26 protein-coding genes and 1 riboswitch are annotated in these 26,953 nt (G+C 64.3%); of the genes, 11 read left to right on the plus strand and 15 right to left on the minus strand.

Annotation, left to right across the window (positions count from 1 at the left end):
• Nucleotides 1-5: 5 nt before the first annotated feature.
• The gene (locus SKZ59_RS20645) at nt 6-527 is read left to right on the plus strand and encodes a DNA-binding protein (RefSeq protein WP_319992809.1); all 522 of its coding nucleotides are present in this window, start codon (nt 6-8) and stop codon (nt 525-527) included.
• 379 nt (nt 528-906) lie between these two features.
• Complete coding sequence (locus tag SKZ59_RS20650) at nt 907-2,313, plus strand: DEAD/DEAH box helicase (RefSeq protein ID WP_035820280.1); 1,407 nt, start codon at nt 907-909, stop codon at nt 2,311-2,313.
• Between the two features lie 87 nt (nt 2,314-2,400).
• Here the strand turns inward: SKZ59_RS20650 and SKZ59_RS20655 are convergent, their stop codons facing one another.
• The 4 genes from SKZ59_RS20655 to SKZ59_RS20670 form a co-directional block, all read right to left on the minus strand.
• Complete coding sequence (locus SKZ59_RS20655) at nt 2,401-2,859, minus strand: acyl-CoA thioesterase (protein WP_034750191.1); 459 nt, start codon at nt 2,857-2,859, stop codon at nt 2,401-2,403.
• 83 nt (nt 2,860-2,942) lie between these two features.
• Nucleotides 2,943-3,311, minus strand: a complete 369-nt coding sequence (locus tag SKZ59_RS20660; RefSeq protein ID WP_034749696.1) for a hypothetical protein — start codon at nt 3,309-3,311, stop codon at nt 2,943-2,945.
• Between the two features lie 129 nt (nt 3,312-3,440).
• Nucleotides 3,441-3,578 carry a hypothetical protein gene (locus SKZ59_RS20665; RefSeq protein ID WP_162995739.1) on the minus strand — a complete coding sequence of 46 codons (138 nt, stop codon included), beginning with the start codon at nt 3,576-3,578 and terminating at the stop codon, nt 3,441-3,443.
• Nucleotides 3,579-3,818: 240 nt separating this feature from the next.
• Complete coding sequence (locus tag SKZ59_RS20670) at nt 3,819-3,992, minus strand: hypothetical protein (protein WP_175560443.1); 174 nt, start codon at nt 3,990-3,992, stop codon at nt 3,819-3,821.
• Between the two features lie 138 nt (nt 3,993-4,130).
• On the opposite strand from SKZ59_RS20670, the gene SKZ59_RS20675 reads away from it, so the two are divergent.
• From SKZ59_RS20675 to SKZ59_RS20685, 3 genes are all read left to right on the plus strand, one after another.
• Nucleotides 4,131-5,363 carry a glycosyltransferase gene (locus tag SKZ59_RS20675; protein WP_319992810.1) on the plus strand — a complete coding sequence of 411 codons (1,233 nt, stop codon included), beginning with the start codon at nt 4,131-4,133 and terminating at the stop codon, nt 5,361-5,363.
• A 189-nt stretch (nt 5,364-5,552) separates the two neighbouring features.
• Entirely contained in the window at nt 5,553-6,536 is a 984-nt protein-coding gene (locus SKZ59_RS20680) for an EDSAP-1 family PEP-CTERM protein (RefSeq protein ID WP_034749700.1), read from the plus strand.
• Between the two features lie 110 nt (nt 6,537-6,646).
• Entirely contained in the window at nt 6,647-7,645 is a 999-nt protein-coding gene (locus tag SKZ59_RS20685; RefSeq protein WP_319992811.1) for an EDSAP-1 family PEP-CTERM protein, read from the plus strand.
• Between the two features lie 34 nt (nt 7,646-7,679).
• On the opposite strand, the gene SKZ59_RS20690 is transcribed toward SKZ59_RS20685, so the two are convergent.
• The 5 genes from SKZ59_RS20690 to SKZ59_RS20710 all read right to left on the minus strand — a co-directional run bounded on the left by SKZ59_RS20690 (nt 7,680) and on the right by SKZ59_RS20710 (nt 14,557).
• Nucleotides 7,680-8,780 (minus strand): nitroreductase family protein, encoded by a 1,101-nt coding sequence (locus tag SKZ59_RS20690; RefSeq protein WP_319992812.1) that lies wholly within the window; start codon nt 8,778-8,780, stop codon nt 7,680-7,682.
• The gene (locus tag SKZ59_RS20695; protein WP_034749708.1) at nt 8,781-9,650 is read right to left on the minus strand and encodes a ThiF family adenylyltransferase; all 870 of its coding nucleotides are present in this window, start codon (nt 9,648-9,650) and stop codon (nt 8,781-8,783) included.
• Nucleotides 9,651-9,732: 82 nt separating this feature from the next.
• Nucleotides 9,733-11,307, minus strand: coding sequence for a methyl-accepting chemotaxis protein (locus SKZ59_RS20700; protein ID WP_319992813.1), 1,575 nt, complete (start codon nt 11,305-11,307; stop codon nt 9,733-9,735).
• A 122-nt stretch (nt 11,308-11,429) separates the two neighbouring features.
• Nucleotides 11,430-11,627, minus strand: coding sequence for a hypothetical protein (locus SKZ59_RS20705; RefSeq protein WP_010399555.1), 198 nt, complete (start codon nt 11,625-11,627; stop codon nt 11,430-11,432).
• Between the two features lie 95 nt (nt 11,628-11,722).
• Nucleotides 11,723-14,557, minus strand: coding sequence for an insulinase family protein (locus tag SKZ59_RS20710; RefSeq protein WP_319992814.1), 2,835 nt, complete (start codon nt 14,555-14,557; stop codon nt 11,723-11,725).
• Nucleotides 14,558-14,741: 184 nt separating this feature from the next.
• A riboswitch (FMN riboswitch) is annotated at nt 14,742-14,892 on the plus strand.
• 95 nt (nt 14,893-14,987) lie between these two features.
• Here SKZ59_RS20710 and ribB point away from each other — a divergent pair.
• The gene (ribB, locus tag SKZ59_RS20715; protein ID WP_046683947.1) at nt 14,988-15,635 is read left to right on the plus strand and encodes a 3,4-dihydroxy-2-butanone-4-phosphate synthase; all 648 of its coding nucleotides are present in this window, start codon (nt 14,988-14,990) and stop codon (nt 15,633-15,635) included.
• Nucleotides 15,636-15,639: 4 nt separating this feature from the next.
• Here ribB and SKZ59_RS20720 read toward each other — a convergent pair whose 3' ends face one another.
• Complete coding sequence (locus SKZ59_RS20720; protein ID WP_319992815.1) at nt 15,640-17,010, minus strand: MFS transporter; 1,371 nt, start codon at nt 17,008-17,010, stop codon at nt 15,640-15,642.
• 115 nt (nt 17,011-17,125) lie between these two features.
• On the opposite strand from SKZ59_RS20720, the gene SKZ59_RS20725 reads away from it, so the two are divergent.
• From SKZ59_RS20725 to SKZ59_RS20745, 5 genes are all read left to right on the plus strand, one after another.
• Nucleotides 17,126-18,001: a LysR family transcriptional regulator gene (locus SKZ59_RS20725; RefSeq protein ID WP_319992816.1), complete on the plus strand. Its 876-nt coding sequence runs from the start codon at nt 17,126-17,128 to the stop codon at nt 17,999-18,001.
• Nucleotides 18,002-18,062: 61 nt separating this feature from the next.
• Nucleotides 18,063-18,881 carry an MlaE family ABC transporter permease gene (locus SKZ59_RS20730; RefSeq protein ID WP_128142558.1) on the plus strand — a complete coding sequence of 273 codons (819 nt, stop codon included), beginning with the start codon at nt 18,063-18,065 and terminating at the stop codon, nt 18,879-18,881.
• Between the two features lie 52 nt (nt 18,882-18,933).
• Nucleotides 18,934-19,944, plus strand: a complete 1,011-nt coding sequence (locus SKZ59_RS20735) for an MlaD family protein (protein WP_319992817.1) — start codon at nt 18,934-18,936, stop codon at nt 19,942-19,944.
• Nucleotides 19,941-20,612 carry a hypothetical protein gene (locus SKZ59_RS20740; RefSeq protein WP_319992818.1) on the plus strand — a complete coding sequence of 224 codons (672 nt, stop codon included), beginning with the start codon at nt 19,941-19,943 and terminating at the stop codon, nt 20,610-20,612. The genes SKZ59_RS20735 and SKZ59_RS20740 overlap by 4 nt, the downstream gene beginning before the upstream one ends.
• A gap of 87 nt (nt 20,613-20,699) precedes the next feature.
• Complete coding sequence (locus tag SKZ59_RS20745) at nt 20,700-22,028, plus strand: ATP-binding protein (protein WP_319992819.1); 1,329 nt, start codon at nt 20,700-20,702, stop codon at nt 22,026-22,028.
• A gap of 10 nt (nt 22,029-22,038) precedes the next feature.
• Here the strand turns inward: SKZ59_RS20745 and SKZ59_RS20750 are convergent, their stop codons facing one another.
• The 5 genes from SKZ59_RS20750 to SKZ59_RS20770 are packed head-to-tail and all read right to left on the minus strand — an operon-like array spanning nt 22,039 to nt 26,894.
• A complete protein-coding gene (locus SKZ59_RS20750; RefSeq protein WP_319992820.1) occupies nt 22,039-23,388 on the minus strand; it encodes an HD domain-containing phosphohydrolase in 1,350 nt (449 codons plus the stop codon).
• Nucleotides 23,385-24,848, minus strand: coding sequence for an ATP-binding protein (locus tag SKZ59_RS20755; RefSeq protein ID WP_219327337.1), 1,464 nt, complete (start codon nt 24,846-24,848; stop codon nt 23,385-23,387). The genes SKZ59_RS20750 and SKZ59_RS20755 overlap by 4 nt, the downstream gene beginning before the upstream one ends.
• Before the next feature lie 14 nt (nt 24,849-24,862).
• The gene (locus SKZ59_RS20760; protein ID WP_319992821.1) at nt 24,863-25,702 is read right to left on the minus strand and encodes an HDOD domain-containing protein; all 840 of its coding nucleotides are present in this window, start codon (nt 25,700-25,702) and stop codon (nt 24,863-24,865) included.
• Entirely contained in the window at nt 25,699-26,031 is a 333-nt protein-coding gene (locus SKZ59_RS20765; protein ID WP_319992822.1) for a hypothetical protein, read from the minus strand. The genes SKZ59_RS20760 and SKZ59_RS20765 overlap by 4 nt, the downstream gene beginning before the upstream one ends.
• Nucleotides 26,028-26,894 carry a response regulator gene (locus tag SKZ59_RS20770; protein WP_319992823.1) on the minus strand — a complete coding sequence of 289 codons (867 nt, stop codon included), beginning with the start codon at nt 26,892-26,894 and terminating at the stop codon, nt 26,028-26,030. Before SKZ59_RS20770 ends, SKZ59_RS20765 begins: the two co-directional genes overlap by 4 nt.
• Nucleotides 26,895-26,953 lie beyond the last annotated feature (59 nt).

Raw genomic sequence — 26,953 nt, forward strand, 5'->3', positions numbered from 1 at the left:
CCATCATGGATTACATCTTCACTCTCAAGTACCGCCTGCCCGACCACGAACACGACCTCGACGCGCTGGCCGGGCGCCTGGGCAGCGGCGGTTGCGACGACGCCCTGGTCGGCATCGGGCAAGCGGGACGCCTGGCGCTGGAATTCACGCGCGAGGCCAGCAATGCCAACGCAGCCTTGCTGAGCGCCCTGGCCGACGTCAAGGCCATCGTGCCCGAGGCCGTGCTGGTCGAGGCTTCGCCCGACTTCGTGGGCCAGACCGACGTGGCGCAAGTGCTGGGCCTGTCCCGGCAAAACCTGCACAAGCTGATGAGCAAATACCGCCACAGCTTCCCCGTGCCCGTGCATGAAGGCAGCGCCACCATCTGGCACCTGGACGACGTACTGGCGTGGCTGCACGCAAAGGGAACGTATCAGCTGGAACGCAGCCTGGTCGAACTGGCGCAGGTCACCCGGCAAATCAATCTGGCCAGGGAAACGCGACAGGCGCCGCCGCTGCCCGCCGACATCGTGGCCATGCTCAACTGAACGGGCGAAAACTACGTATTCCTACTGATTTCGCATAGGAAACATGCGAAAAACGTGGTAGGACTTTCGCTTCTTCCCATTTAGACCGTGCAAAACGACGTCAAATACGGTATAGTGTCGTTGTGCGCTGCAATATGTTCCCTTGAAGCGATGGCAACACCGCAGTCATGCACTACAAACTTAGCAGCTTCGCAAGCCTTAGCGCATCCACAGGATGCCGCTTATAAAGCCCTCCCGCCTTGTGTGTCGCACCTGACACCGTCCCGGCGCAAAGCTTTTGTGCCGAAATTTCTTTCTAGTTGAGTCATTTCGTTTTGGTTGGCGTTGCTATTTTGCGTTCTGCTTTTTGCAAGAACGCTGATTTTTACGAAAGAAAAGAATGACATTTGAATCCTTAGGCCTGCATCCGTCCATCATCGCCGCTCTGACCGAATCGGGCTACACCGCGCCAACCGCGGTACAGTCGCAAGCGATTCCAGCCGCGATCGAAGGCCGTGACCTGCTGGTCTCGTCGCAGACCGGTTCGGGCAAGACCGCAGCTTTCATGCTGCCGTCGCTGCACAAACTGGCCAGCGCCGAACAAAGCGCCGCCGGCAAGACGCCGAATCAGGAAATGCAAGCATCGCGCGCCCGCGGCGAGCGTCCACGTTTCAAGGCTGCCCAGCCAAAAATGCTGGTGCTGACGCCAACGCGCGAACTGGCCCTGCAAGTAACCACCAACACCGACAAGTACAGCACCGGTATCCGCCGCATCAAGGCTGTGTCGATTCTGGGCGGTATGCCTTACCCTAAACAGATGCAATTGCTGGCCAAGAATCCTGAGATTCTGGTCGCCACCCCTGGCCGTCTGATCGACCACATGGACTCGGGCAAGATCGACTTCTCGCAACTGGAAATCCTGGTGCTGGACGAAGCCGACCGCATGCTGGACATGGGTTTCATCGACGACATCGAAAAAATCGTGGAAGCGACGCCAGAAGGCCGTCAAACCATGCTGTTCTCGGCAACCTTGGACGGCGTCGTGGGTAACATGGCCCGCCGCATCACGAAGAACCCACTGGTCATCCAAGTGGCAAGCTCGAGCAACAAGCATGAAAACATCACCCAGCGCGTCCACTTCGTCGACGACCTGTCGCACAAGAATCGCCTGCTGGACCACCTGCTGCGCGACGAATCGCTGGACCAGGCTGTTGTATTCACCGCCACCAAGCGTGACGCCGACACCATCGCCGACCGTCTGAACATCGCCGGTTTCTCGGCTGCCGCCTTGCACGGCGACATGCATCAGGGCGCGCGTAACCGCACCTTGGACGGCATGCGCCGCGGCCAGGTCAAAGTGCTGGTTGCCACCGACGTTGCCGCCCGCGGTATCGACGTGCCAACGATCACCCACGTGTTCAACTACGATCTGCCGAAGTTCCCGGAAGACTACGTCCACCGCATCGGCCGTACCGGCCGCGCTGGCCGTAATGGCCTGGCCATCTCGCTGGTGAACCACGCTGAAGGCATGAACGTCAAGCGTATCGAACGCTTCACCAAGCAATTGATCCCGGTCAATGTCATCGAAGGTTTCGAACCGAAGAAAACGGCATCGGCACCACGTTCGAGCGCCCGTCCAGGCGGCTGGAAACCAGGCGACAACCGTGGCGGCGCGAAGCCAGGCCAACGCACGTTCAGCAAGCCAGGCGCACCACGCAAGGACGGCGCTCCTAGCACCGGCGGCGGCTACAAGGGTTCCAACCCGCGCAGCACCGACGGCGCACGCCGCAGCTACGGCGACCGTTAATCACGGCGCCATGCCGCCAGCCGGCGGCAAGCAATAAAAAACGGCCACCAGATCGCTCTGGTGGCCGTTTTTTCATGTCCGCTGCCTTTATTTCTTCGACACTTTCTGGCGCGACAGCTTGCGCAGCTTGGCCTGCTCGAAGCGCGCGTGCTGCTCCGGCGTCTCGAGCACCAGCGGCGGCACGGCCACCGGCTTGCGGTTGGCATCCACGGCCACCATCGTGAAATAGCAGCTGTTGGCGTGGCGCACCAGGCGCTGCTGGATGTTTTCCGTCACCACGCGGATACCCACTTCCATCGACGTCGTGCCCGTGTAATTGATCGAGGCAAGGAACGTCACCAGCTCGCCCACGTGGATAGGCTGCAGGAACATCACCTGGTCCACCGACAAGGTCACCACATAGCTGCCCGAATAGCGGCTGGCGCAGGCGTAGGCAACGCTGTCGAGGTATTTCAGGATGGTGCCGCCGTGCACGTTGCCGGAAAAGTTGGCCATATCGGGCGTCATCAAGACCGTCATCGTCAGTTCGTGGGCCGACCAGTTCATCGCGCTGTCCAAAGTATTCTCCAAGGGGGAAATTAAAAGTGAGGGAAGATGTGAAAACCGGCCCCAGGGGCCGGTTGCGAGCCTTACAGGCCCAGGGTGTCGATGTCGGCCAGCGATTCGCGGCCCTTGTCGGAAATGTCGTGGCCTTCGCCTTCGGCGCGCGCCACGATGTGGGCTTTCTTGCCCAGAAAATACGCCACGTCCGTATCGAGCTTGGTCAGCGGATCGGTGGCGACAGCGCGCAAACCCATGATGCAGCGGCGCAGGAACAGCAGTTGTTGTGCTTTCTCGGTGATGGACAGACGGCCGTCGCGCGCATAGCTGAGCAGCTTCAGACCCGACAGGCGCTTGGCATTGCGGGCAACGCAAGCACTGGGGCGCTCGGTCTTGATGCCGCGTGCAACTTGCTCCAGCGCGTCATATTCATCGGTTGTTAATTTCTCGTTCTTCATTACTTTTCCATAAAAGGCCAGGTGTTCGGCCCCCATGGTACGCGCCCCGCTGCGCATCGGCAACAGGCAACGTGAATCTACCGCCGCCCGCCATGCGGCCAGGCGACGGAAACACGAGCGTGACGAGCGTTATTTGTAGCTGCGCAGCAGCAGCCATGCCAGGCCGCAACCAGCCACGGCGCCCGCCAGGGCCAGCGCCACGAGGTGTTTGCTGGTGATCACAGGCCGCCGGCCCAGGTAGATTTTGTTATGCAAGGAATTGCCCACGATGGTCTCCTGTACAAGAATTTTTATGATGTCTCATTATAAGAACAGAATCGTGACGGCCGCATGACACTCAGCAGTTGGAGCTTGATTTGTATCCGCTCGGCAACATTTATGCGCATTTTTGTTGTTTAAATGGCGTGCCTCTGGCGAGGCCCGCGCCTTCCATTTCCGATTGGAAATAAACATCGCGCGCGCCTGCCCGCCGCCACCCATGGCGCGGCGCCACGGTCCGAGAACCGTTCAATGCATTTTCACGGGCGGTGGTGGCGGCGTTGGTTCCTCGACCGGCACGGGGTCGATGTGCGGCGGCGGTTCTGGCGGCGGCTTGAGGGGATCGCCTTCCGGCGGTGGCGGCATATCGGGTTCGGGCGTGCTGTGCGCACGCAGCGGGGCAAAGCGGAATTGTGGCTGCATGGTGGCCTCCTTTGCTCCACTGTAGCCGATACGGCCAAATCCTGGCGCCCGCCATTGGCCCGCTGCAGGGGAACTAAACGGCGTGGCGCCACTCCAACTTCGCAGGTATCCCCTCCAGCACGAGTGCAAGCGACCCCTATGGCGCGCAAGAAAATCCTCTTTATGGCCGAGGCAGTGACCCTGGCCCATGTTGGCCGTCCCCTGAGCCTGGCCCAGGGCCTGGACGAGGCAGAGTATGAGGTGCATTTTGCCTGCGCCGATGGGTATGACTTTTGTTTCAAGCAAGCCCCCTTCCGCCGCTGGCGCATCGACAGTATTTCATCGCTGCAATTTCTGCAGGCGCTGGCGCACGGCAAGCCCGTGTATACGGAAAGCACCTTGCACGCGTATGTGGAAGACGACTTGCGCCTGCTCAATGCCGTCCAGCCCGACCTCGTGATCGGCGACTTCCGCCTGTCGCTGTCGGTCAGCGCGCGCCTGCAACGCATTCCCTACATTACCGTCAGCAACGCCTACTGGAGTCCCTGGGTACGCCAGCACTACACGGTGCCCAACCTGCCCCTGACGGGCGTACTGCCCATCTGGCTGGCCGATCCCCTGTTCCGCCTGATCCGCCCGCTGGCCTTCGCTTCGCACGCCGTGCCCCTGAACCGCGTGCGCCGCCGCCATGGCTTGCCATCGCTGGGCAGCGACCTGCGGCGCATCTATACGGATGCCGACCGCACCTTGTACGCGGATATTCCGCAACTGTTCCCGCCGCACGGCATGCCGTCCACGCACGACTACCTGGGTCCCATCATCTGGGCGCCGCCGCTCGACTTGCCGGACTGGTGGCAGCGCCCGGAACTGAGCAGCGGACGGCCCATCATCTATGTCACCTTGGGCAGTTCCGGCCAGGGGCAATTGCTGCCACGCGTGCTGCGCGCGCTGGCGCCCCTGCCCGTCACCGTACTGGCGGCCACGGCCGGCACCATCCGCGTCGATGCCGTGCCACCGAATGCCTATGTCGCGCCCTTTCTGCCGGGCGACGCGGCTGCCCGGCGCGCCAGCCTGGTGATCTGCAACGGCGGCAGCCCCACCAGCCAGCAAGCGCTGACGGCAGGCGTGCCCGTCATCGGCATCGCCAACAACCTCGACCAATTTCTCAACATGCACGGCATCGTGGGCGCCGGCGCCGGCCTGCTGCTGCGCGCCGACCGCTTCCAGGAAACCGCTCTGCGCCATGCCGCCACGCGCATGCTCGACGATGGCCGGGCCAAGCTGGCGGCGCGCCAGCTGGCCACGGCCATGCGCGACTATGTGCCAGGGCAACGCTTGCTGCCCCATATGCACGCCCTGCTGGGCTCGTTGCCACAAGGCGGACAACCTTGAAAGGCTGGCGTCGGTTTTTCTTACAGCGCATCGGGCAAAGCTTGCAACGCGTCAACAAAAGCACGCCAAGTCATTGATTTCAAAAGAACCTCATGCGTTGGCATGGAAGTCGCTAGGTACTGGCCATGAGCACCTGCCGACAGGTCTCAGGCAAGACTTCCAGACTCACTCAACCATGAGGTGAATACAATGAAACTCTCGAAACTGAAACTGCTCCCGGCCGCAGCGGCATTGGCCATGCTGTGCGCCGCCGGTAGCGCACAGGCGGGCGCCTACGGCTATTCGTACAACAACATCTTCGGCCTGGTGATCGCCGTGCCGACGGGCCAGATCACGGTGGCCAACAGCACCACGATCTCGCGCAGCACGGCCACCCTGAATGGCGTGAGCGTCATCAATGGCGGCGCCGGCTCGCTCGATGCCCCACGCGCCAACGTCGGCCCCGTCATCAAGGGCGAAAACGACTTCACGCAACAAGGCCCAGCAGGCAACTATTCACGCGGCGATGCGCAAATCGTCAGCACGCAGTTCCCTTCGTTCCCGCCAGGCTCCACCTCCACCCAGGCCGTCAACGTGGCCGAAGCCCACCTTGACGGGCCTGCCGGCACGGCCGATGCGTCCGGGCGCAACGGCTCGACCACGGGTTTCTCGGTCGATTTCGTCGTCGGCTCGCCCACGGCAACCCTGAGCTTCGACTTCCTGGCGTCGCCCTTCATGCAGGTCTTCCTGCAAAGCACGGTCGGGCAGCTGTCGACGGCCACGGCCAACCTGGTCGTCACCTTCACCATCACGGACGCGGCCGGCGCGACAGTATTCAACTGGACGCCAGACGGCGTGATCGGCTCGGGCATCTTCGGCGGCACGGAAAACGCCGATGGCGCCAACCTGAACACCAGCCTGGCGACCAATTTCCTCACGCGCGGCAACCTGTTCACCTACGACCCTTCCGGCTGCGGCACGCCCACGGGCACCGGTGTGGGTACAGCGTGCGGCAGCAACTTCAGCTCCGTCAGCAATGCTTTGACGGCCGGCAACTACACCTTGACCTTGAATGCGGTAGAAAGCGTGGACTTGGTGAAACAGGCGGCGACACCCGAACCGGGTACCTTGGCCTTGCTGGGCCTGGGCCTGGCCGGCCTGGGCTACGCCCGCCGCCGCAAAGTTGCCGCCTGAACCAGGCAACAGGGGGGATTCACAGGCGAGGGAGTCTCCTCGCCTTTTTTTTATGCGGCAAGCCTGTCGGTTTTCCTTACAACGCGGCCGACCAGGAGATGAGGATTTTCATGACTACATTTTTATGCACCCGACTTTCAATGGCCCTGCTGGCCTTGCTGTTGCTGGCCGGCAGCGGCACTGCCAGCGCCGCCGCCTACGGCTATTCCTACACCAGCGTCTTTGGCCTGGTCATCAGCAATCCCACCGGTTCCACCACTTTGATCAGCAATATCGACCTGTCGCGCACCACCGCCACGCTCAACGGCAGCAGCGTCATCAACGGTGGCAGCAATGAGATCGACGCGCCGCAAGCGACACGCGGCGCCGTCACCAAAGGGCAAAACGATTTTACCCAGCAAGGCATGGGCAACGCCGCGTATGCGCGCGGCGAGGCGCAAATCATCACTTCGCAAATTCCCCCGTTCCCGCCGGGCTCGACCAGTACGCATACGGTGAATGCGGCGGAAACCTTCCTGACGGGCGGCGGCAGCGCCGACGCCTCGGGACGCAACGGTTCCAGCACGGCCCTGTCCATCAATTTCGTCGTCGGCCAGCCGGGCGCAACCCTGGCCTTCGACTTCCAGGCCCTGCCCTTCATGCAGCTGTACCTGGACGCGCTGGCCGGCACGGGCTCGGCGGCCACGACGAATATGGCGATGACGTTCAGCATCATCGATGACAATGGCAAGATCGTCTTCAACTGGGCGCCCGACGGCAGCCTGGGCTCCGGCATCCTGGGCGGCACCGAACTGGCCGACGCCGCCAACCTCAATACGGGCTACGCGCAAACGCCGCTCACCAGCGGCAGCGTATTCACGTACGACCCCAGCGGCTGCGGCGCGCCCACGGGCACGGGCACCGGCAAAACGTGCGGCGGGCAATATGGCGCCGTCACGGACAACCTGGTGGCGGGCAACTACACCCTCGTGCTGAACATGCTGAACAGTTCCGAACTGGCCTACGTGCCAGGCGTCACACCAGTCGCGCTGCCCGGCACCTTGCCGCTGCTGGCGGCGGGTCTGGCAGCGCTGGCGTGCCTGGCGCCACGGCGCCGGCACCGGCGCTGATGCTGACGCCGTGACGCGCACGGCGTCACGCGCGCTACTGCCCCGTTGTGGGCGCCACCAGCAAGTCTTGCAGCGGACGGCGCAAGGAGCGTGCACTGGCCGCCGGCCCCGCACCGATGCGTCCGAGGAACACGGCCCGTTCGACCGCCGCCGCCCCCAGCACGCCCTGGCATTGCACGGCCAACTCCTGCGCCATTTCCTGCATGCCATCGGTGCGCGAAAAGGTGCGCCGCTCGCGCACATAGCGGGCAAAGATCAGCGGCGTCAGTTCCGGCTGCAATTGCAGTCCCAGCTGCGTGGCCGTCAGCCAGAAGCGCTGCATGGCACGGCCGGCCGCCACATAATCGTCGATATGGCGCGGCGGCGCATCGGCCAGCAGCGCGAAATGCGCGGCGCAATACAGGCCCGGCAGCAAGTCCATCTGCAGCCGCGGGGCAATGGTGCCGCCCAGCCAGGTATTGAAAAAGTCCACGCGGCGCCAGCTGTGCATGACCCAGCGCATCAGGCGCGCCGTCATCGCATCGACGCCGAGCGCCTGCTCCGGGATGCGGTCGCTACTGAAGCGCGCGCCCCATTCGATCACGTCGCGGTGCACCTTGTGCGCTTCGGGCATGGTCAGGCGCAGCTTTGCATTGTCGAACATCAGCCGCGCGCAGGCCAGCCGCGCGCGCCCGCCCTCGAGCCACTGCACGCCATAGCCGGGCGGCAAGCTGGCCGCCAGCGCCGCCTTTTCGCTGGCCCGCAGGCTGCGCGTGCTGAGCCGCCGCCGCTGCACGCTGCGCTGCGGCAGGAACGCCGCCAGCGGATCGGGCAACATGCCGGGGCTGTCGATCAGGTGCACATCGAAGGTGGGCAAGGTATCGGGCATGGACAGGCGCCGGCGCGCTTCCATGCGCAAGCCGTGACAGCTGGCCGCCAGCGCCATGCTTTCAAGCAAGGCGCCCAGCGATAGCTGGCTGGGATGGCCGTCGAGGTCGTACACGCAGTGGCTGCGCGTATCGAAGCCATGCACGACCACGTGCCGCGGGTCCACGACTTCAAAACGCCACGGCTGCGTATTGTCGCCGCTGGGCGCCCAGCGCGCCTGGTCGAGGATGTTTTCCAGCACGGGATCGTTCAGCAGTGCTTGCGCCATTTATGCCCCCTGTGCGGCGCGACGCCGCTTGATGATGGCCATCGTCAGGCGCTGCAGCGGATGACGGTTGCCGCCGGGACGCCAGGTATGCACGAGCTTGTTGCGATAGGCGTCGAAATGCACGCCGTGCGGCGCCGCCATCACCTTGCCGCGTTTCAACAGAATTTTCAAGGCTTCCGTGGCGGCCGCGCCCGCGCACAGCTGGCAGCCCATGATGGTCGACGGCCCGCGCCGCTCCTTCAGGTTGATGGCGGACGGGTCGACCAGGTAGGGGCCGTGCAAGCCGGCCGGCGCCAGCCCGACGAGAAAGCGCAGCGCTTTTTCTTCTTCGGGCAAGTCGCCCCAGCCAAAATACTCTTCGAACGTCATGCCGCCCGGCATGAAGCTGAGCACGGCCGTGCCCATGCCCAGCGGCGCGGCCGTGATGGCGGGAATGCCCAGGCGGGCGCACGTGGCGAAAGTGGCCTGGCGCGCGGGAAAGGCGAAGAAATCCAGGCCGTCCACGTACAGGTCGACACCGGCAAAGAACTCGGCCAGGTTGCTGTCGTGTATGCCGTCGGGAAACTGCTTGATGTCGAGTTCGGGATTGATGTCGCGCGCCATCTGCGCCAGCACGGCCACCTTGGGCTGGCCCAGGGTGGACACCATGGCGCCGGCCTGGCGGTTGAAGTTGGCGATATCAAAGGTATCGAAATCGGCGATGTGGAAAGCGCCGATGCCCAGCCGCGCCAGGGTCAGCAAGTGCACGCCGCCGACACCCCCCATGCCGGCAATGGCCACGCGCTTGCCGCGCAAGCTGTTTTGCTCCGCCTGCGTGACCCAGCCCAGGTTGCGGGCAAATGCCGCGTGATAGGAAAAACCATCTGTCATGCTCACCTCTACTATGCGTCCGCCAAGGACCAAGAAGAGTTCGACAGATGGTCAGGCGATAAGTTCCCGCTATGACGAAAACTTAGCGGGCCAGCCGGCGCTGAGCCGCCTGCGCCGGGCGCGGCGCCCCTGCCACTGCACCCACCTTGAACACGCTGACGATCTGCGCCAGCCCGGCCGCCTGCTCGTTCATGGCCTGCGCCGCCGCCGACGCCTGCTCGACGAGGGCCGAGTTTTGCTGCGTCATGTTATCCATCTCGACGATGGCCTGGTTGATCTGCTCGATGCCGGCGCTTTGCTCGGCGCTGGCCGAGGAAATCTCGGCCACGATATCGGTCACGTGCTGCACGCTGGAAACGACTTTTTCCATCGTCTCGCCCGCCAGCGCCACCAGTTTTTCACCGGCCCCCACTTGCTCAGCGGAACTGTCGATCAATTGCTTGATCTCCTTGGCGGCCGCGGCCGAACGCTGCGCCAGGTTGCGCACCTCGCTGGCCACGACGGCGAAGCCACGGCCCTGCTCGCCCGCGCGCGCCGCTTCCACGGCCGCGTTCAGGGCCAGGATGTTCGTCTGGAAGGCAATGCCGTCGATGACGGCGATGATGTCGCCGATCTTTTTCGACGAGGCATTGATGGCGCCCATGGTGTCGACCACCTGGCTCACCACGCCGCCCGCCTGGCTCGCCACTTGCGAGGCGGAAATGGCCAGCTGGTTGGCCTGGCGCGCATTGTCCGCATTCTGGCGCACGGTCGAGGTCATTTCTTCCATCGTCGACGCCGTTTCTTCCAGTGAGCCCGCCTGCTGCTCCGTGCGTGCCGACAGGTCGTGGTTGCCCGAGGCGATCTCGCCCGACGCCGTGGAAATCGATTCCGCATCGGTGCGCACCTGGCTCACCAGATGGGCCAGGTTGTCGCGCATGGCCTTGATCGCCATCAGCAAACTCGACGTGTCACCGGGGCGCGTATCGATGTGCGTGGTCAGGTCGCCCTGGGCGATTTGCGCCACGATGGCCGCTGCATAGTCGGGTTCGCCGCCGAGCTGGGCCAGGATGCGGCGCAGCATCAGGGCCGCCAAGGCGCCCACCACCAGCATCAGCGCCCCGCCGATGGCCAGCAGCACGCCCGCCTGGGCCCAGAATTTGTGGTTGATGTCATCGATATACGTGCCCGTGCCGATCAGCCAGTCCCACGGCGCAAATTTCACCACGGCATACATCTTTGCCACAGGGTCGGGCACGCCGGGGCGCGTGCCGTCCGCCTGCACGAGGCCGATGCGGCTGGCAGCCAGGGCCACGCGGTAGCGGTCACCCGACTGCTTCATGTTCTTTTGCGGCACGCCGATGCGCGAGGCATTCGGATGCACGTACAGCAAATCGGTGCTGAAATCGCGCACGAAATAATACATCTCGTCCTTGGCGAAGCTGCCGATGGCCAGCTTGGCCTGCTGCTGGGCCTGCTCACGTGTGAGCTTGCCCGATTGTTCCAGCGCATAGGCCTTTTCCACGGACGCGTTGGCCAGCTCCACCAGCACCGTCAATTGCTCGACCCTTTCCGCCATCATGGTCTGGCGCAAGGAATACAGGGAAAATGAAGCGATGAGGACGATGCCCAGCAAGGTGCTGAAACACAGGAGGAGAATGCGCGAACGGAGTGTCATGGGTGCCTGGAAATAAATAGGAGAATTAATTGCCCAATGGAAATCTTTTCAGAAAAGCAAAACGGGCGGCGCTACCGGGCTGTGCCCGGCAGGCACCGCCCGCTGTAAGTTACTGTTGAAGGTCAGGCCAAGGCTTCCTTGGCCGCCTCTTCCGGCGTCAAACCGTCGTAGAATTGGTCGGTAAACCACTCGACCTGCTCTTCGATGTGGTCCTGCGCCTGCGCCACGGTGGCGCCGCCAGCCACGAGGAAGCCTTCGACCTCGATACACCAGTTGATCAACTCCAGGGTTTCCGGATCGAGCTCTTCTTTCTTAGCCATCGTATTTCCTTGCTTGTTAAATTGCGATATCACATCAATAAGCGGCAGTTTAACAGCTTCGCCACGCTGCCGCCCATGCAGATCAAACACGAGGATTACTTGGCTGCAACGTTTTTGCGTTCCGGATACAGCACCACCTGCACATAATTGTGCATGTCCAGGTAGCGCTGCGCCGCCAGCTTGACGGCTTGCGGCGTGATGGCGCGCACGCGCTGTTCGTAGCGCAGGATGTGCGCGGGGTCGCGCCCTTGGGTCACGGAACCCATCAACTGACTCATCCAGTAGCGGTTTTCGCGCAGCGACTTTTGCTGGCGCGTGATCCAGTTCAGCTTGACCTTTTCCAGGTCGGCCGCCGATGGCCCGTCCGTCTTCATCTTGTTGATTTCGGCAAAGGCGGCGGCGATCACCTTGTCCACGTTTTCGGGTCCCGTCGGCAAGTTCAAGGCCACCGAATAATGGCCGTACGGATGCTGGCCCATCGAGGTTTCAAAGCCGCCGCCATAGATCATGCTCATCTTTTCACGCAGCACTTCGATGACTTTCAGGTTCAGCACTTCGCCCAGCGCTTGCAAGGTGAGCTTTTGCTCGTCCGAATACGCCACGTCGCCATTGAAGGTGATGGAAATCGTGCTCTTGGGCTCGCTACCCATGTAGATATCCTTCTTGACGACGCCGGTCACCGGGCGCATGCCCACGTCGCGGTAGGCATGCGGCACGTCGCCCACGGGCAAGGTCCCCAGATAGCTGGCGATCAGCGGCTTGATCTTGTCGAGCTCGAAGCTGCCCGCAAAGATGAAGGTCATGCCGCGCGCGCTGGAAAAGCGCTGGCGGAAGATGTCCAGCGAACGGTCCAGGCCCACCTTGTCGAAGTCGGCCACGCGCGGCACGCCGTCGACGCGCGGGTTGTCGCCAAACATGGCGTGCTGGATGGCGTCGTAAAACACGGCTTCCGGCTGCGCCATGCTGTTTTTCGCCAGGTCCTGCTGCTTGCCGATGAAGGACTGGTACAGGCCAGCATCCTTGCGCACGTCATTGAAATACAAATACACCAGTTGCAGCATGGCTTCCACGTCGGCGCTGCTGGCCGAGCCGCCAAAACCTTCGCTCAGCTCGCCCAGCGACGCGCCCACGTTGACCGTCTTGCCGGCCAACACTTTTTGCAAGTCCAGCGGTGCCAGATCCTTCAAGCCCATGCTGCCGACCACGGCGCTGGCATAGCGGGCGTTGTAGATGTCGGCGTCGCCAAACAGCGACTGGCCGCCGAAGCGTGTCGAACCCATCAGCACCTGGTCATTCTTGAAGTCCGTCGGTTTGAGCAGCACGCGCACGCCATTGCCCAGGGTCAGTTCCGTCACGCCGATGGCGCTGTTCAACTTTTCCGAGACGATGCTGCCGCCGGCCGGCGGGCCATCCATCAGCTTGCTGGCCAGGACTTTTTCCGTGCGCGGCTCGACCTTCTGCTGCTCGGCCTTCGCCACGGCGTCGAGCAATTGCTGCTGCGTCGGCACGCTGGCGCCCGGTTTCGGCTCGGCGCCCATGAAGACCACCAGTTTCTTTTGCTGGTCGGGAATCACCTTGGCCACCGTTTCGTTGATTTCCTGCAAGGTTACCTGGGGCAAGAGTTCCTGCGCGTACAGCAATTCATTGGCGATGCCGGGGATGGCTTCCTGCTCCAGGAAGTTGCGCGAATACTCGGCGACGAAACCGGCCGAATCGGACTTGTCGCGTTCGCTGTAAGCGCGCTCGTAATTGCGCAGCATGTCCTTGCGCGCGCGGTCCAGCTCATCCTGGCTGAAACCGAAGCGGCGCGCCCGCTCATCTTCCTGCACCAGCGCATCGACGGCTGGCTGCACGCCGCCCTTGCCCAGCAAGGCATACGCGCTGAACGATTCATAGCCGCGCACCAGCTTGCCCATGCTGCTCCCGCCCTGGATGAACGGGGGATTGGCTTGCTGCGTCAATTCCTGCATGCGCGCGCTGAGCATTTGCCCGTACAGGTTTTCGATCATCTGGCGGCGGTAGTCGGCAATGGTGACGGGCTCCTGCGCTGCGCGGATCGGGTAGCGGATGAAGACACTGTCGTCCGGCGCTTCCTTGTCCGTGATCACCAGCGCTTCCGTCTGCGAGCGCTGCGGCACTTCCGCATACAGGCGCGGGCGCGGTTTCGCGGGGTTTTTCAGCTTGCCGAAATGCTGGCGGATCAGCTTTTCAGCCTGTTTCGGCTCCACATCACCGACCACCATCACGGCCATCAGGTCAGGACGGTACCAATCCTTGTAGAAGCGTTTGATGGCTTCCGGCTTGAAGGTTTTCAGCACGGATTCCTTGCCGATCGGCATGCGTTCCGCGTAGCGCGAACCGTTCAGCAGCTTCGGATACAGCACCTTGTTCATGCGGTCGCTGGCGCCCTTGCCCAGACGCGCCTCTTCCAGCACGATGCCGCGCTCGCTGTTGATGTCGGCCGGGTTGAATTTCAATCCATGCGCCCAGTCTTCCAGCACGAGAAAACCTTTTTCCAGGTTTTCCTTCTTGTTCGTCGGAATCGGCAGCACGTACACGGTTTCATCAAAGCTCGTGTAGGCGTTCAAGTCGGCACCGAACTTCACGCCGATCGATTGCAGATATGAAATCAGTTCATTGCGCTTGAAATGCGTGGAACCGTTGAAGGCCATGTGTTCCGTGAAATGGGCCAAGCCTTGCTGGTCGTCGTCTTCCAGGATGGAACCGGCTTTCACCACCAGGCGCAATTCCACTTTCTGCGCGGGACGGGCATTTTTCTTGATGTAATAGGTCAAGCCATTCGGCAGTTTTCCGACGGTAACTTCTGGTGCCAGCGGCAGGGGATCGCTCAAACGGATTTCCGCCTGGGCCATGCAGGCGCACGCCAATAAGACGGCACCCGAGATCAGGCGTAATTTACTCAGCTTCATGTATTCTCAACGGTAAGATTCAGTAAGCGTACCTTACACTGAAATCCTGTTTCCGCCATTAAAAACAGCTTAGGAAAACTGCTTTCCCCAAGCAACTTTGCCGAATGACAAACTCAGCAGTGCCCCGCCCCTTTTGTTCAATTGTGCTAAAGTATTGCCGCCGGTCATGTGGACCGGCACAACAATACGTCTTCGGGGCGGGGTGCGATTCCCCACCGGCGGTAAGACCGGCAACGGTCAAGCCCGCGAGCGCCTGTCAAACTTCGTTTGGCAGGGTCAGCAGATCTGGTGTGACTCCAGAGCCGACGGTATAGTCCGGATGAAAGAAGATGTGCAGTAAACGCGATGTCCGCTCGACCTGTCGATGCGGCCGGCTGCGTCTATTCGCTTGCCCTGCAGCGTTTTTCGCCTATGCGAGGAGCGTTTCACCATGTTAGTCAACAGCTATACCCTGCTTTCCAACGACCTCGAAGGTCGCATCCAGTCCGCCCTGGCCGCCATGCGCGCCGGCATTCCCGTCATCCTGCTCGACGATTTCGACCGTGAAAACGAAGCCGACCTGATCCTGTCTGCCGAAAAACTCACGCACGAAACCATGGCCCTCTTGATCCGCGAATGCAGCGGCATCGTCTGCCTGTGCCTGCCGACAGACGTCGTCAGCGCGCTGGAATTGCCACCCATGTCGTCCGACAACGGCAGCCGCTACGGTACGCCATTTACCGTCTCCATCGAGGCGCGCGACGGCGTCACGACGGGCGTGTCGGCCGCCGACAGGGTTACCACCATCCGCGCTGCCATCGCGCCGAACGCCAAGCCCGCCGACCTGGTGCGCCCCGGCCACGTCTTCCCCTTGCGCGCCGCGCCCGGTGGCGTGCTCGAGCGCCGCGGCCACACGGAAGGCTCCGTCGACCTGTCGCGCATGGCCGGCCTGAACCCGGCCGCCGTGCTGTGCGAGCTGATGAATCCGGACGGCACCATGATGCGCGGCGACGATATCGAACGCTTCGCCGAACTGCATGGCATGCCGATACTCACCATCGAAGAACTGGTGGAATGGCGCAGCACGCGCGAGCAATAAACTGTCAGGCGGCGACGGTCTTCGGCAGATGTACGTGCCGGTAGACCAGGCCCGCCGCCAGGCCATACGCGACGGCAATCGTCGCGTAGGCCAGCGGCAAGCGCAGCGACCAGTCCTGCACCATGTGCAGGATGCTGCCGATCAAGGCCACGCCCACGAGCGCGCCGATTTGCCGGTTCGCATTCAGGGCGGCCGCCGCGCTGTTCGCATGCTGCTTGCCGGCCACCCGCATCACGGTGGCCGTCATGGCGGGAATGGCGATGCCGATGGCCACGTTCATGACAGCCGTGCCCAGCGCCAGCAGCGCAAACGGCGTGCCCGGACGCAAGCCCATCAGCAACAGTGCCATGACGGCGCCTACCAGCAAGCCAGCCAGCATGGGCAAGCGCGTGCCATGACGGGCCGCAATGCTTCCCGCCATGAAATTGCCTACCGTATAGGCCGCCATCATGGGCAGCAGGCGCAAGCCCGACTGCAAGGCGTCGGCGCCGCCCGACTGCTGCAGGAACAGGCTCAATAAGAACAGCTGGCCGAAGACGCAGAAATTGATCAAGAAACCCACGCCATTGGCCGCGCCAAAGCTGCTGCTGTGAAACAGTGCGCGCGGCAACAGCGGATGGCTGCCGCTGCGCTCGCGCCGCAGCAACTGTCCAGCCGACAGCACCGTCAGCGCCACCGCCGCCAGCACGCCGGGCGACAGCCAGCCCAGCACGGGCCCTTCGATCAAGGTAAAACTCAAACCCGCCAGCGCCGCCACACCCAGCGCATGGCTGAACAGCGACAAATCGCGCGGCTGGCGCGCCGGCGCGGCCAGCAGCAGTTGCGCCATGACGATGGCCAGCACGCCCAGCGGCACATTCACCCAGAACACGCTGCGCCAGCCGAACTGGTGCACGAGGATGCCGCCGATCAGGGGGCCGGACGCACCGGCCACGCCCACCAGCGCCGACCAGGCGCCCAGCATGCGCGTGCGCTCGCGCTCGTCGTCAAAGCTGTGCGTCAGCAGGCTCAGGGAACTGGGCATGAACAGGGCCGCGCCGGCGCCCTGCAGCAGGCGCGCCGCCGTCAAAAAATGCCCGTCGGGCGCGGCGCCGCACAGCACCGAACCGAGAATGAAGACGCCGAGGCCGCCCTGGTACACGGCTTTCGGCCCGTAGCGGTCGGCCAACGCGCCGCCGGCCAGCAGCAGCGCGGCAAACGTCAAGGTGTAGCCGTCGACCACCCACACGAGACCCGTGAGGGGTATGGCCAGGTCCAGCGCGATATCGGACAAGGCCACGTTGACGGCCGTGACGTCGAGCATGGCCATGACGAAGCCGAAGGCCAGGGTCAGCAGGATCAAGCCGCTGGCGCGGGGCGGTGTGGGGACAGACATGGAATTCCTTGCAGGGACAGCGGGGCAGCCATTATGCGAGCGTTGCGAAATGCAGTAAACAGGCATAAAATCGGCGCCTTGATGCAAAAATGCATCACCAATCACAAGGAAACGGATGGACTGGGATAACGCGCGCATCTTTCTCGCCATCGGCCGGGCCGGCACCCTGCGCGGCGCGGCCGCCCTGCTGCGCATCGACCAGGCCACCTGCGGGCGCCGCCTGGCCGCGCTGGAAAGCTCGCTGGGCGCCACCCTGTTTCTGCGCACGCCGTCGGGCTACGTGCCCACGCCGGCCGGCGAACTGGCGCTGACGGCGGCCGAAGCGATGGAGCGGGCGGCCGACAAGCTGCAGCGCGAGATGCAGGGCGTCGACAACCGTTTAAGCGGCCTGGTGCGCGTGGCCACCACCGACACCATGGCCAGCCATTTCGTCATCCGCGCCATGCAGCAGCTGCATGCGGCCCACCCGGACATCCGCATCGTGCTCAACGTGGCGCCGGCGCTGGCCAGCCTGACGCGGCGCGAAGCGGACCTGGCCGTGCGCGGCGTGCGCCCCACCGACCCGGACCTCATTTCGCGCCACCTCGTCAAGCGCAGCCTGGGCCTGTACGCGTCAAAAAGCTACCTGGCCGAGCGGGGCGAACCCGTGCGCGGCACGGCGCTGGCCGGGCACGACATCGTCATCTACCACCATGCCGTCACGCCGCGCCATGGCGACAAAATCGCCGGCGAGTCCGTCGCCAACGCCCGCGTCGCCATGGAAGTCAATTCGGCGGCGATGCTGCAGGAAGCCACGCGGGCGGGCCTGGGCGTGGCCGAGCTGGCCACCCACCTGGGCGACATCGACCCGCAGCTCGTGCGCATCTGGCCCGAGCGGGCTGAAGCGTATGACGTGTGGCTGGTCATGCATGCGGACCTGAACCGTTCTGCCCGCGTGCGGGCGGCGGCCGACGCGATTATCCACAGCGTCGCCAGCGTGGCCGGTCAATAAAGGGACTGCCGTGCACGGCTGCACAATCGCTTGTATCGAACGCATCCAATGTTAAGATGCCATGATGACCCTATCCGTCTCCCTCATCATCAGCCTGCGCCGCCTGCACCGGGCCACCATGGCCTGGCTGGTCAGCTGGTGGCGCATGCTGCATTTCGCCATCCTCGTGTTTTCGCTGGCCCTGTCGCCATCGAGCTATAACCGCGACAACCGCCCCATCCTCGCGCACCGACTCGTGACGAACACGGCGCCCAATCTCGTGTGGTTCAGCGTGGCCTGCGCGCTCGTCAGCCTGGTTCTGATACGCATCGTCGTCGTCAGCGCGCAAAGCTACGGCCTGTCGCGCTATGCGCTGGAAATGGTCGTGCGCGTGCTGGTGCTGGAACTGATACCGCTGACGGCCGCCCTGTTCGTCGCGCTGCGCCTGACCCTGCCCGACGGCATTGCGTTCGCACAAATGCGCTCGTCCGGCATGCTTGAGAAAATGCAGCGCCAGGGCGTCGACCTGCTGCGCCGCGAATACTTTCCGCGCGTCATGTCCGGCATCTTCGCCGTGTGGATGCTGGCCATCGTCAGCTGCGTCACCTCGCTGATCCTCGCCTACATCACCATCTACGGCTTTACGCCGTGGGCGCTGCAGGGCTACACGCGCGTCGTGGGACAGATCTTCAATCCGGCCGTGGCGCTGATCCTGATGCTCAAAGTCATCTTCTTCAGCTTTGCCGTGGCGCTGATTCCACTGGCCTCGTCGTATTATCCGGAAGAACCGCACGGCCGGCGCAACCGCCTGTGGGCCGCGCACGGCCTGTCCGAAATGCTGCGCCTGTTTTCCGTCATCCTGCTGGTCGAAGTGGCTTCGCTGATGGGCAATTACTACTGATGCCCGCCACCGCCCAGCTAACCTTGAACCACCCATACCAGAGCCAGAAGCCATGAGCCAACCTCAAAATCCCGACCTGACCGACGTCACGGCGCCCGACGCTGTGCTGCCCGCCCCGCCGCCCGTGCGCCACGCCGAACTGAAGGCGGCCATCCTGCTCGTCTTCATGTTCGTGCTGGTGGTCGGCTCCGTCGTCTACCTGATGTATGCGCGCGGCGCCTTCGAAGCCACCCAGACCCTGGTGCTGACGGCCGACGATTCCGACGGCGTCGGCGTGGGCGCCGACCTGACCTTTTCCGGCTTTCCCATCGGCCGCGTGCAGCGCATCGAGCTGGCGCCGGACGGCCGCGCGCGCGTCATCATCGACGTGCCGCGCAAAGACGCGCACTGGCTGCGCACCAGCTCCATCTTCACCCTGGAACGGGGCATCGTGGGCGGCGCCAAGCTGCGCGCCTACAGCGGCATCCTGACGGACCCGCCGCTGCCCGACGACGCCACGCGCGACTTGCTGGTGGGCGACATGGCGGCGGAAATTCCCCGCCTGCTGGCCGCCGCCAAGGACTTGCTGAACAACCTGGGCAACCTGACGGGCACCGATTCCGCACTCGACGGCACCATGCGCAACGTGCAGGCCGTCACCGGCAAGCTCAGCGGTCCGGGCGGCGCCATGGGCTTGCTGACGGGCGACGACAAGCAGTCGCGCCTGTTGATCGAACGGGCCAATGCCCTGCTGATCACGGCGGACCAGCTGGCGCGCCGCACGGATGGCCTGGTGGCCAATGCCGATACGCGCGTCTTCGGCGACAAGGGCGTGATGACGGATGCGCAGGCGACCATCGTGCAGCTGAACGCCCTGCTGGCCGACACGCGCAACAGCCTGAAAAAAGTCGACGCCGTACTGGTCGAGGCGCAAGCCGTGGGCGCCAACGCCAAGGCGGCCACCGCCGACCTGGGCCCGCTGCGCGCCGATGTGGAAAGCAATCTGCGCAAGGTCGAGCAGCTGGTCAATGAAATCAACCGCAAATGGCCGTTCAAGCGCAATCCGGAGATCAAACTGCCATGAGAAAACTCAACGCCACCTTGTCCGCACTGGCCCTGACCACGCTCGCCGCCTGCTCCAGCGGCCCGCCCGTGCCGGACTGGAAAATGAATGCGCAAAGTTCCGTCGAACGGTTTCAAGCCGCATATTTGAATGGCAACGCCCTGGTCGAGCAGACGGAATTCCGGCGCGCCCGCAGCCAGGTCGCCGGCACGGGCAAGCTCGAACTCGTGGCGCGCATCGAACTGCTGCGCTGCGCCGCGCGCGTGGCCACCCTTGCCTTCGAGGACTGCGCCGGCTTTGACGCCCTGCAGGCCGACGCGACAGACGCCGACCGCGCCTATGCGGCCTACCTCGCAGGCAAGGCGCAGGCGGCCGACGCCGCCCTGCTGCCGGAAGCGCAGCGCGCGGCCGCCAGCGCCAGCTCGGATACGGGCGCCGCCAGCGCCGTGGCCGCCATCAAGGACCCGCTGTCGCAGCTGGTGGCGGCCGGCGTGCTGCTGCGCTCTGGCCACGCCACGCCGGAGTTGCTCGACACGGCCGTGGCCACCGCCTCGGACCAGGGCTGGCGCCGTCCGCTGCTGGCATGGCTCGGTGTGCAGCGCCTGCGCGCCGAACAGGCGGGCGATGCGCAAGCGGCGCAGCGCATCGCGCGGCGCATGGCGATCGTCGAGCAGCCGCTGGCCCCTTGAGCACACCGATGACGGCCCAAGGCAGGCAGAATCAGGCATAATCGAGCCAGGATGACATCAATGCCGTGCAGGCCGCGAGGTGTGACAATGCAGTTCGAGGATTTCGACCTTTCCACTCCCGATACCGGACGGCATGCCGGTGAGGCGCCTGACGCCGACACACCGGCCGCCACGGCCGTGCGCCTGCAATACCTGCTCGACAATACACCCTCCATCATCTATTGCACCGTGCCCAGCGGCGACTTCAAGATGACGTTCGTCAGCAACAATGCCCTCAATGTCCTGGGCTACCAGCCCGAGGAGATGGTGGCCGACCCCAACTTCTGGTTCGACCACATCCACCCCGACGATGCGCCCGGCATTTTCTCCAGCCTGGCGCAGATCTTCGTCGAAGGCGCGCGCGCCTATGAATACCGCTTCCGCGTGCACGACGGCAGCTACCTGTGGATGCACGACAGCCTGCGCCTCGTGCGCGACGAACACGGCGTACCGTTCGAGGTGATCGGCTCGCTGACCGATATCACGGAACGCAAGCGCATGGAAGCGATGCTGCAGGCGCGCGGCGAAGAGCAGCAACTACTGATCAGCAAGTTGCAGGAAGCGCACGACCAGCTGCTGCAATCGGAAAAGATGGCGTCCATCGGCCAGCTGGCGGCCGGCATCGCGCATGAAATCAATAACCCGATCGGCTTCGTCAACTCCAACATGAGTTCGCTGCAAGGCTATGTCGGCACCCTGTTCGGCGTGATCGGCCAGTACGAGGAGGCGATGCGCGAAACGCCCGATGGCCCGGCCCTGGCCGCGCGCGTGGCCCAGGTGCGCGACCAGGCCGACCTCGCCTTCCTGCAGGACGACATGGTGGACCTGGTGCGCGAATCGATGGATGGCCTCAAACGCGTGCGCGACATCGTGCAGGCGCTGAAGGATTTTTCCCATGTGGGCGAGACGGACTGGCAAGTGGCCAGCCTGCACGCGGGCCTGGACAGCACCCTCAACATCGTCGCCAACGAATTGAAATACAAGGCGCGCATCGAGAAGCAATACGGCGAGCTGCCGCAGATACTCTGCCTGGCCTCGCAGCTGAACCAGGTGTTCATGAACCTGCTTGTCAACGCGGGCCAGGCCATCAGCAGCGATGGCGTGATCAGCATCCGCACGGGCCACGCCGGCGATTGGGTGTGGGTGGAGATCGGTGACACGGGCGCCGGCATCGCGCCCGAGCACCTGAACCGCATCTTCGAACCGTTCTTCACCACCAAGGCCGTGGGCAGCGGCACGGGCCTGGGCCTGTCGCTGTCGTACGGCATCGTCAACAAGCACGGCGGACGCATCGAGGTGGCCTCGGAAGTGGGCCGTGGCACGCGCTTTACCGTGCACCTGCCCGTCACGCCGCCGGCGGCCCCGCCAGCGCCCTAGCCTTCCCGCCCTAGCCTTCCTTGACGGGCGCGTACACGCGGATGCTCAGGCGCCCGCCATTCTTGCCTTCGAAATCGAGCAGCTGGGAAATCACGCGGGCCGTCAGCACGTGTTCGGCCGCCAGCAGCATCAGGCCATCGCGGCTGATCAGGTCGCGCGACAGCACCATGCCCGGCTCCAGCTGGCCCGACAGCACGGTCAGGTCGCGCGCCGGCGGCTCCGTTTCATCCATGATGCTGCGGAAAGCGGCCACGACGGCCGGGTCGTAGCGCTTGCCGACGCTGTCGTAGATCAGGGTCCGCGCTTCCTCGGCGCGCAGGCTGCGCTGCACCATGGCGCCGATCTGCAAGCCATCGTAGTCCGACGCCAGCGCCAGGATGCGCGCGCCCATCGGAATGGCCAGGCCCACCAGGCCATCGGGGAAGCCGCCGCCGTCGAAGCGCTCGAGCTGCGAGCGCAGGATCACGGAAACGGCGCGCAGCTCGTCGAGCGCCATCAGCAATTGCTCGGCGCGCAGCGGATGCTTGCGGAAGGCGGCCAGCTGCTCGCCCGTCCAGGCGCTGGCCGGCAGTTCCAGCACGTCGTCGCTCAAGCTGAGCTTGCCGATATCCTTGAGCAAGGCCGCGATGAACACGTCGCGCGCCTCCTGCCCTTCCAGACCCAGCGCCAGCGCCAGCTTGCGCGACAGCTCGGCCACCCTGCGCGCATGGCCGGCCAGCTTGCCGCCGCGCATTTCGATCAGATTGGAAAACACCTTGATGGTCGTCACGAACGTCGCCTTCAGGCGCTCGTTGGCCGCCTGCACCTCGTCGTGCGACTGTTTCAGCTGCTGCGTGCGCGTGGCCACCTTCGCTTCCAGGCTGGCGTTGAGCGCCTGCAGCTCCACGTTCTGGCTGGCCGTCAGCGCTTCGAGGCGCAGTTTTTCCTGCTCCAGCGCGCGCCGTTCCAGCGCGTGGCGCACCACCAGCACGATATCGTTCTCGTCCCAGGGCTTGGTCACGTAACGGTAGATCTCGCCTTGGTTGATGGCGTCGAGGATGGACTGGATGTCGGCATAGCCGGTCAGCAGCAAGCGTATGGTGCCGGGCCAGCGCTGGCGCACCTGGGCCAGGAATTGCGCGCCATCCATGTGCGGCATGCGCATGTCGGAGATGACCAGGTCCACCGTCTCGCTCTCGAGCAGGGCCAGGCCGGCCGCGCCGCCATCGGCCGTCAGCACGCGGTAGCCGTGCGGGCGGAACAGCCGCCGTAGCGACGACAGGATATTCGGTTCGTCGTCGACGCACAGGATGGTGGGCGGCGCGGCCGCGGTGCTGGCGCTGGTACTGATGCTCATGCTCATGCTGTCCTGTTCGGTCATGGTGCGACGGCCTGCGCCTGGCGCACGGGCAAAGTGATGCGGAAGGTGGTGCCGCTGCCGATGATGCTGCGCACGTCGATGCGGCCGTGATGCTTTTGTACCGTCGTGTAGGCCAGCGACAGGCCCAGCCCCGTGCCCTTGCCGACGGCCTTGGTGGTAAAGAACGGGTCGAAGATGCGCGACAGGTGTTCGGGCGCGATGCCGCCGCCCGTGTCCTCGACCTCGATCCACACTTCCGTCGCGTTGTCGCTGCCCGTGCGCAGGGTGATGCGTCCGCGCTCCTCGTTCATGGCGTGAGCGGCGTTGACGACCAGGTTCATGATCACCTGGTTCAGCTCGGAAGGCTGGCATTCGATGTCGGGAATGTCGCCATACTCGCGCACCACGTCGGCCTTGTACTTGACCTCGTTATTCACGATATTGAGCGTGGTATCGATGCCCTGGCGCAGGTCGGCCCAGACCCACTCCTGGTGCGCATCCGTGCGCGAAAAATCCTTCAGGTCCTGCACGATGCGGCGCACGCGCGAAATGCCTTCCTTCGACTCGCCCATCAGCATGGGAATGTCGGTACGCAGGAAGTCCAGGTCGATCTGTTCGCGCAGTGCGCGCAGGCGCGCCGCCACCACGGCGTCGGCGACGGCCGGCTCGGCTTCCTCATAGGCGTCGAGCATGCTGAACAGGTCATCCAGATAGCCTTCCAGGGTGCCGACATTGGAAAACACATAGCCGATGGGATTGTTGATCTCGTGCGCCACGCCGGCGGCCAGCTGGCCGATCGAGGCCAGTTTTTCCGACTGCAGCAGCTTTTGCTGGGCCAGCGACAGCTTGCTGTTCAATTCCGTCAGGGCCAGGTTACGCTCGCGCAATTCCAGGTCGGCGATCTGACGCTGGCGGATATCGTCGGCCAGGCGTTCGTTCATTTCGGCCAGCTGGGCCGTGCGCTCGGCCACCAGGTGTTCCAGGTTGTCGTGCGCCTTGCGCAGCGCCAGTTCCGCCAGGCGCCGTTCGCTCACGTCGCGCAGGGTTTCGATGGCGCCCACCAGGCGCCCCTGGCGGTCGCGCAGGGGCGCCGCCGTGAAATGCAGCCAGTGGCCGTCGGGGCCGATATCGGGAAAGAAATCCTCGGCCTCAAAGGCGCCGGGGATCACGGAAGAGCGCTTCAGCTTGCCAAGGTAGCGGTCATTTTCACCGAGCGCGATATCGTCGGCCACCAGCAGGTCGGCCAGGCAGGCGCGCGGCTGCCGATAAAACGCCTTCCAGTGGTCGCGCGTGCCGACCATCTCGGCGGCCGTAAAGCCCAGCAGCTGTTCGCAGGCGCTGTTCCAGTGCGTCACCACGTGCTCCGTGTCGATGGCGAAAGTGGCCACGGGATGGCCGTCGAAAAAGGCCGATAGCGCGATGGTGTCGCCTTGGCGGCGTTCCGGCGTGGCGGGCAGCGCCTGCCCTGCGTCTGTTTCCATGGCCTCTTTCTTGTTCATGCCAGCATGATCCGCGACATTTCATCGAAGGTGTGTTCCGTTTGCCCCAGCAGCGCCAGCCAGGCCGGCTCGTCCAGCGCGACGCTGCGCCAGCCCGCGGGCGACAGGGGCGGCACCAGCGCATCGTCGACGCCGGCCAGGTCGAGCGCCAGGGCGACGGCATTGGCCAGGTGCACGGCCAGCGGCAAGCCGCCCGCTTCCAGCCGGTCGATGCTGTGGTGGTCGGCCACCGCCTGCTGTATCGCCTCGGGAAACTTCCAGTAGGCGGCCAGGGCGCTGCCCACCTGCGCGTGATCGATGCCGATGACGGCCAGTTCCGCATCGGCCATCTGGCAATCGTGCGCCTGGCGGTAGCTGCGCACGAGCGCATGCTCGGCCGGGAAGCGCGTCACCAGCACCAGGGTGCCCAGGTCGTGCAGCAGGCCGGCCGTGAACGCCGTTTCGGGATTGACGCGCAAGTGCGGCGCCAGCAGGCGCGCGGCGATCGCCGTGGCCAGCGAGTGGCGCCAGAATGCCTGGAAATCGAAGCCGCCGCTGACGGGCGCGAAGCTGCCCGTCAGGGCGCAAGCCGTGACGACGGTACGGATGCTGTGAAAGCCCAGCACGGAAACGGCTTGCGGGATGCTGGTGACCTTCGATTGCATGCCGTAGAACGAGGAGTTGGCGATGCGCAGGGTCTTCGCCGCCAGGCCCTGGTCCAGCTCGATCTTTTGTGCCAGCACGTGCACGTCCGTGTCGTCCTGGTCCATGCTCGACAGCAGCTCCAGCACCACCACGGGCAGCGAAGGCAGTTCCTGTATCTGGCGGATGATATGTTCAAAACTGAGCCGTGTCATGTAGCGCTCCCTTGCCGGTAGCGCTGCAGCAGTGCCAGCAGTTCGGCCCCGGCGGAATCGGGCGGCGTGGCGCGGAACAGCACGGCCAGCCGTTCCAGGCGGCGCAAGCGTTCCTGCTCGGCATGCGCCTGCGCGGCGGGGTCAAGCACCTCGTCCATGACGACGCGGCAGCTCTCCACATTGCGCCTGCGCAAGGCGGTCAGGTTCGCCGCCGTCAGGGTGGCGCCCTGGGCCAGCAGCACGGTGCCGCTGGCATCGCTCAGCGCTTGCGCCAGCACCATGCCTTCTTGCGCCTGTTCCATGGAAATCTCGCGTCCGCCTTCACTCATGTGCCCTCCCCATGGCGGCTCAAGGTGACGAGGCTGCCGCGCGAGCGCGAATGCAGGCCCATCGGATGGACGGCCACGGCATACGGCTGGCCATCGATGGCGGCCAGACGGGGCGCGCCCTGCCCGTCGAACAGCTGCGGCAAGACGATCGCCGCCTCGTTGCCCAGCAGGGCCGCGCCCCGTTCGAACAGATTGGCCGCCGCCGCGTTGATGAAGGCGATCATGCCATCCTCATCGAGCCCGATCACGGGCAGCGGCAAAAATTGCAACAATTCGCGCGCGATGCCGAGGCTGACTTCGTCGCGGCTGATCTGATGCTGCTGCTGGCGCACCAGCGCCTGCATGGCGGCATTGGCCGCCGCCAGCGCCTGGTTGGCATCGCGCAGTTGCGCATTGAGGCGCGCATTGTCGTCGTCGATGCCCTTCAGGCGAAAGGCTTCGGCGATATGTTCGCGCAGTTGATGGTCTTCCCAGGGCTTGGTGAGGAACTTGAAGATGGCGCCCTCGTTGACGGCGTCCGTGACGGCTTGCAATTCCGTATAGCCCGACAGCATGATGCGTATCGTTTGCGGACACAGCAGCTTGGCCTTGCGCAGGAAGTCGGCGCCCAGCATGCCGGGCATGCGCTGATCCGACACGATCACGTCGACCGTATGGCTGGCCAATACGTCCAGCCCTTCCTGGCCGCCGTTGGCCGTCAGGATATGGTAGCCATCGCGCCGCAGCAGCCGCTTGAGGGAAGCGAGGATATTCGGCTCGTCATCGACCAGCAGCAAGGTGCGCGGCGGGGCCACGGCCTGCTGCCCGGCATCCGCCGCCAGCGCCGCAGTACCCGGCATGCCATGCTCGTCGTGCACATCCATCGGACCATCCTCTCATCGCCATGGCGAAATCGGAGCTTGCCTGGAGGGGGAATCTGCCG

The sequence above is a fragment of the Janthinobacterium sp. GMG2 genome (assembly GCF_033949445.1).
Lineage (GTDB): Bacteria > Pseudomonadota > Gammaproteobacteria > Burkholderiales > Burkholderiaceae_D > Janthinobacterium > Janthinobacterium aestuarii.